At 50.5% G+C, this 5,639-nt stretch carries 5 protein-coding genes and 1 pseudogene; 4 read left to right on the top strand and 2 right to left on the bottom strand.

What is annotated here, in order from left to right; genetic code table 11:
* Nucleotides 1-259 precede the first annotated feature (259 nt).
* Nucleotides 260-1,255 (top strand): 6-phosphogluconolactonase, encoded by a 996-nt coding sequence (gene pgl, locus F9C28_RS19670; protein ID WP_199016938.1) that lies wholly within the window; start codon nt 260-262, stop codon nt 1,253-1,255.
* 113 nt (nt 1,256-1,368) lie between these two features.
* Here the strand turns inward: pgl and F9C28_RS20430 are convergent, their stop codons facing one another.
* Both F9C28_RS20430 and F9C28_RS20540 read right to left on the bottom strand, forming a co-directional pair.
* Nucleotides 1,369-2,334 (bottom strand): YadA-like family protein, encoded by a 966-nt coding sequence (locus tag F9C28_RS20430; protein ID WP_408641544.1) that lies wholly within the window; start codon nt 2,332-2,334, stop codon nt 1,369-1,371.
* A gap of 36 nt (nt 2,335-2,370) precedes the next feature.
* Nucleotides 2,371-2,643: pseudogene (locus tag F9C28_RS20540) on the bottom strand (trimeric autotransporter actin-nucleating factor BimA); the annotation flags it as partial.
* A gap of 812 nt (nt 2,644-3,455) precedes the next feature.
* Here F9C28_RS20540 and fimA point away from each other — a divergent pair.
* The 3 genes from fimA (at nt 3,456) to F9C28_RS19695 (ending at nt 5,340) form a co-directional block, all read left to right on the top strand.
* Nucleotides 3,456-4,013 (top strand): type 1 fimbrial major subunit FimA, encoded by a 558-nt coding sequence (gene fimA / locus F9C28_RS19685; protein ID WP_199016940.1) that lies wholly within the window; start codon nt 3,456-3,458, stop codon nt 4,011-4,013.
* Between the two features lie 6 nt (nt 4,014-4,019).
* Nucleotides 4,020-4,607, top strand: coding sequence for a fimbrial protein (locus tag F9C28_RS19690; RefSeq protein ID WP_233149199.1), 588 nt, complete (start codon nt 4,020-4,022; stop codon nt 4,605-4,607).
* A gap of 61 nt (nt 4,608-4,668) precedes the next feature.
* Nucleotides 4,669-5,340: a fimbria/pilus periplasmic chaperone gene (locus tag F9C28_RS19695; RefSeq protein WP_199016942.1), complete on the top strand. Its 672-nt coding sequence runs from the start codon at nt 4,669-4,671 to the stop codon at nt 5,338-5,340.
* The last annotated feature ends 299 nt before the right edge of the window (nt 5,341-5,639 follow it).

The following is a 5,639-nucleotide window of genomic DNA, read 5'->3' on the forward strand; positions in this document are numbered from 1 at the left end:
TTGAACTTTTGCTTTGTCACAGGATGTCGCTACAGGGTCAGGAGTGTGGTGATCTGATCCTAATTTCGGCTAAAAGTTCGATTTATTCAACAAAGCCCGATAACGCATGTGATAGTCCTGGTTATAAAATCGAAAGTCGGCACAAATGTTACACTGCCAGGCAAGGGGAACCAAACCTATTGCGTATTACGGCAGCAGCGGTAGTGAAAAGCGACTACCTTTGTGTCAGACCGTTTGCCGCCATGAAAAAGGAGTCAAGATGAAACAAACCGTGTATACCGCCAGTCCGGAAAGCCAGCAGATCCACGTCTGGCGTCTGGATGAGCGAGGGGATCTGACGCTGTTACAGGTTGTGGATGTTGCCGGTCAGGTTCAGCCGATGGTGGTCAGCCCGGATAAGAGCTGGTTATATGTTGGGGTACGCCCTGAGTTTCGTGTTATCGCTTACCGGATTGCCCCGGACGACGGTACCCTGAGTGAGTCTGGCCATGCGGCACTGCCCGGCAGCCCGACCCATATCTCTACCGATCACAGCGGGGCGTTCCTGTTTACCGCCTCGTATAATGCCGGGTCGGTCAGCGTGACCCCGCTGGCCAATGGCCGTCCGCAGCCGGTGGCGTTCACCGTAGACGGGCTGGAAGGCTGCCATTCAGCCAATATCTCCCCCAATAATGACACCCTGTGGGTACCGGCCCTGAAGCAAGACCGCATCTGCCTGTTCACCCTCGGGGATGATGGTGATCTGGTGGCCCAGGAGCCGGCAGAAGTCACCACCGCAGAAGGGGCTGGCCCGCGGCATATGACCTTCCATCCCAACCGCCAGTACGGTTATTGCGTTAATGAACTGAACAGCACCGTGGATGTCTGGCAGTTGCAAAACCCCCGCGGTGAAATCGAATGCGTGCAGTCACTGGATATGATGCCGCCGGATTTCTCCGATACCCGCTGGGCTGCGGACATCCATATTACCCCGGACGGCAAACACCTTTATGCCTGTGACCGCACCGCCAGCATTATCACCATTTTCAGTGTTTCCGAAGACGGCAGCGTGCTGACGGTGGAAGGCTTCCAAAAGACCGAAGAACAGCCGCGCGGGTTTAATATTGATGATTCCGGTAAGTTCCTGATTGCCGCCGGGCAGAAGTCTCACCGTATCGCGGTGTATGAAATTACCGGGGAGCAGGGGCTACTGACAGAGAAAGGCCGCTATGCGGTGGGCCAGGGCCCGATGTGGGTGACCATTAACGCCTTCTGATAGCCCGGGAATACCCCGACCACGGTTGTGAAATAAGCCCGGAGAGTACATCCTCCGGGCTTTTTCATCTCTTAGCTGCAGTTATCAGCAGGGAGGCGTAGAAGGGCAATAGGTCAGAATTGCCAGCCAATTCCCGCACCCAGCCCATAGTCACCCTGAGTGTTGGCCGTGCCGCTAAACTTCACCACAATGCCATTCTGGGTTGCTGAGGAAGCCCCAATGGCGACGGAGCTGGCATCACGGAAGGTGCCAGCCCCAAGGCCAAACATGGAGGCTCCCGGCGTCATCACCTGTGGGATTTGTGACATGGCAAATGCTGAGGCAACGCCAGCATTCAGGCGTTTGTTTAAATGATGTAGCTTTTTATCTTGCTGGTTCAGGCGGCTATCTAACTGATCCACCCTGGTATTAAGTTGCTTAATCGAGGTGCTATTAGTTTTCGCCATATTATCGACGTTATTAAGCTGGGTGGACTGCTGGGCTAATTGGCTATTAACCGTGCTGAAGTTCTGTGTGGTGGACTCCTCTACCTGATTGAGTTTATCCGCTGTGGTAGCAATGTTGTTCCGGTTAACCGTGATATCTTCGCTATTTTTAGTAATGTTTGTTGCATTGGCATCAACCCCAGCCTGCGCCGTCGCGACCCCTGCATTGGCAGTATTGGCATCGCTCTGGGCCTGTGCTACTGCGCTTTTATTCGCCGCAATATCTGTCTTATTCTGATCAACGCCTGCCTGGGCCGTTGCCGCTGCACTGCTGGCCGTATCGGCGGTGGCCTGGGCTTTCGTGGCTGCGGTGTTTGCGTCATCCGCGGATTTCTGTGCCTGGGTCACGGCGGTTTTATTGGTGGCAATATCGGTGATGTTTTTATCAACCCCTGCCTGGGCAGTTGTCGCAGCAGCGCTTGCGGCATCGGCAGTTGTCTGGGCTTTATCTATCGCCGTCTGGTTTGCGGTAATCGCCGTTTTATTCTCTGTAATGGCGGCTTTATTGGCATCAATGCCTGTCTGTAAGGTTTTTGCCGTATCGTTAAGCTGCCCCATATTGACACCGTCTGTATCGGCAACGCCTGCGGACATATTGGTCAGTTTACGGGTGGCATCGGCATTACCGATGGAAACGGAATTATCTTCAGTCGCCACAGATCCTGAGCCAAGAGCAACGGCGTTAATGCCGGATGCCTGTGCTTTTGCACCGATCGCGGTGCTGTTTTCGCCCTCAGCATTGGCTTCCTCACCGAGTGCTGTTGCCTGTTTTCCTGCTGCTGATGCGTAATAGCCCACTGATGTTGAAAAATTACCGCTGGCACTGGACTGATGTCCGAGAGTGCTGCTTTCTGTTCCGCTGGCGGTGGCATTGTTCCCGATGGCGGTGGATCCTGCGCCGCTCGTGGTTGCCTACACCCCCGCGGCCGTTTGATTTGGGGCCAGTGCATTGGTGGTCGCACCCGCGCCAATTGCTATTGAATCGGCGCCTGGCGCCAGACCGCCACCGGCCTCATAGGAGCCAGCCCCAGCGGCAAATGCCTGGGTAGACAATAAAACGGTACAAATTGTGGTTGCCAGTAATGACAGAGTATTTTTTGCCGCTGATTTTTTCATTTATATAGTCCTTTAAAAAGTGTGTTAGGTGTTTCAATAACGGATAAAACGGAATGTGCGGAATTGGTATAAATTCACGGCGGGAAGTTTAAATATTATGCTGAATGCCGGTTAGTGAAATATCATGTAGTTGGCTGAGTTTTTCTTGTTACTGTATTCGGCATATTTTCATTATATAAGTCAGGGGTATCAATGTAGGAGGGCGATATTGCGCGCTATTGAGTTTGACAGTAGGCGAAATTTTTATGCGTTATGGTAATTTTATTCGTTAGTTATAGTGTCTTATTATGTCTTTATCCGCTGTTTATAATCCTTATTAGGCAGTAGTTATTCTGTGTTTTTCTTTTTTAAATTATTTTAGGTAGCTGACAGCACCGGATGGATGCTGGGTTTATTGCAGCGTGTGAAGTGGAATGGCAAAATTTTTGTCATGTTTTCTTAGGTCTTGAGGCGTATTTGTTTTTGTTTGTATTTATGCTGCTATTCTCCAGGTTCGCTGCAAGGCGTTCAATTTTATTGTTGAGCGCAAATGCGGTGCTTTATGTTTACCTGTCAGCTGTTGTTAGCTGTAATTAATAAGTCTAAAAGGATATTTGAATATGAATAAGCGTTTCTCTGCATTAATGATTGGTACAGCACTGTTGGCTTCGGGGGTATCAGCATTTGCGGCAACCTCTACGGTATTTGGTGGCAATATTCATTTTACCGGTCGTATTGTCAATGCCGCTTGCGCGGTCAGTGCGGAGTCAACCGATCAGACGGTTAATATGGGCCAGTTCCGGACGGCAAAATTTACCGCTGCCGGCGATTATAGCGGCAAAGTGCCGTTCACGATTAAGCTTGAAGATTGTGATACTGCCGTCTCTACCAAAGCCTCGGTGGCCTTTAACGGCCCGGCAGATAAGCTCGATAACACCATTCTGGGTGTCTCTAATGTGGCAGGAGGGGCCGCTGGTTCGGCATCTGGTCTGGGCATTGAGTTGCGGGACCATCTGGATAATGTGCTAATTCCCAATGGTTCCACCTATTCAACGCCGTTCACCCTGGTAGACGGTAAAAATGTTTTGCACTTTAGCGCCCGCTATAAGGCAACAAGCAAAACGGTCACTCCTGGCCAGGCCGATGCCGATGCCACCTTTACCATGCAATACCAGTAACGGTATTTGAACGCTGCCACTTCACTTGCCAACTTCGTAAGGAGCCTGACGTTGCGATATTCAGCCGTTTTTATCTCTGCGGTGTTGTTGTTCTCTTCGGCTGTAATGGCCGGTAATCGCCATCATGTCATTATTGATGGCGGTCAGGTTAAATTACGTGGCGCAATTACCGCCGCCGGTTGTTCAGTCAGCACCGGGAGCGCAAACCAAATAATTGATATGGGTGAAGTGCGCAGCAATCAATTTAGCGGGGTGGGGAGTTATTCCGCCCCGGTGCCATTCAGTATTGCTCTGACAGGGTGTAGCCGCGCAATTTACCACACGGTGGGCGTGAGCTTTTGGGGAGTAACGGACGGTAAGGATCCGTTAGTACTCAGGGCCGCGGATGCCGCTGATATTTCTCCTGGGGTTGGATTGGCGTTGTTTGATTATCGGGACCAACTGATGGTGCCCAATAGTCCGCCTGAACACGCCGTATATATTCGGGATGGGGAAACCAGGCTGCAATTTTTAGCGCGCTATCGGGCAACCTCCCGGCAGGTGACCGGCGGTGCAGCAGATACCTGGGCATGGTTTGCGCTTACTTATCAATAACAAAATATTAGTGATTAATGAGGTTCTTGTGTTAACGAAAAAAAGTTTTCGCCGGCTGGGTATGGCGCTGCTATTTATTACGCCCTGGCTGGCTATATCTGGCGCGCAGGCCGGCGGTATTGCTCTGGGGGCGACGCGGGTCGTTTACCCTGCGGAGGCGAAGCAAGTTTCTCTGGCGATTACCAATAGTGATAAAAATTTACGCTTTTTAATTCAGTCATGGGTGGAGAAAACTGACGGTGTGAAAAGCGATGATTTTGTACTGACACCACCTTTATTTGTCAGCAAACCCGCCGGTGAGAATACCCTGAGAATTATTTATGCCGGGAAACCGCTGCCGAAAGATCGGGAAAGTATTTACTGGATAAATGTTAAAGCAATCCCAGCGATCGATCGCAATGCAATACAAGGGAAGAATGTATTGCAATTGGCGGTACTGTCGCGGATAAAGCTATTTGTCCGCCCCCCGGGGTTGACGCCGTCCCCTGCAGAGGCACCTGCCAAATTGACATTTAGTAAAGGGAACGGCCAGCTAATTATTAATAATCCAACACCGTATTATATTACGCTTGTCAGTTTTAATATCGGCCAGAAGGGGTTGCCAAATACCATGGTACCGCCAATGGGGCGTGCAGAGGTAGCTATTCCCGGCGGGAGCGGTACAGCGATAACCTATCAAACAATTAATGATTATGGTGCAAATACCCCCGTCATTCATGGCGTAATAAAATAAAAATGGCAGGGCGGCGGATAGCAAATTATTAATTTGTGTTCAGGGCCTTGCAGCCTTAAATAAGGAGTATTTATGCGATTATTTGCTGTTGTCAGCAATATGCCGCTACCAAAAAATGGAAGCCTGGCAGGGCGTCACGTGCCTTATTTTAGGGAAGGTGCGAACAAGTTCCTGATATGAGATCATCATATTCATCCGGAGCGCGGCTTTGTTGAATAAATCAGATTTCGGGTAAGTCTCCCCCGTAGCGGGTTGTGTTTTCAGGCAATACGCACACTTTCAGGCATACCTGCTTTCGT

The sequence above is a fragment of the Shimwellia pseudoproteus genome (assembly GCF_016415625.1).
GTDB classification, from domain to species: Bacteria; Pseudomonadota; Gammaproteobacteria; order Enterobacterales; family Enterobacteriaceae; genus Shimwellia; species Shimwellia pseudoproteus.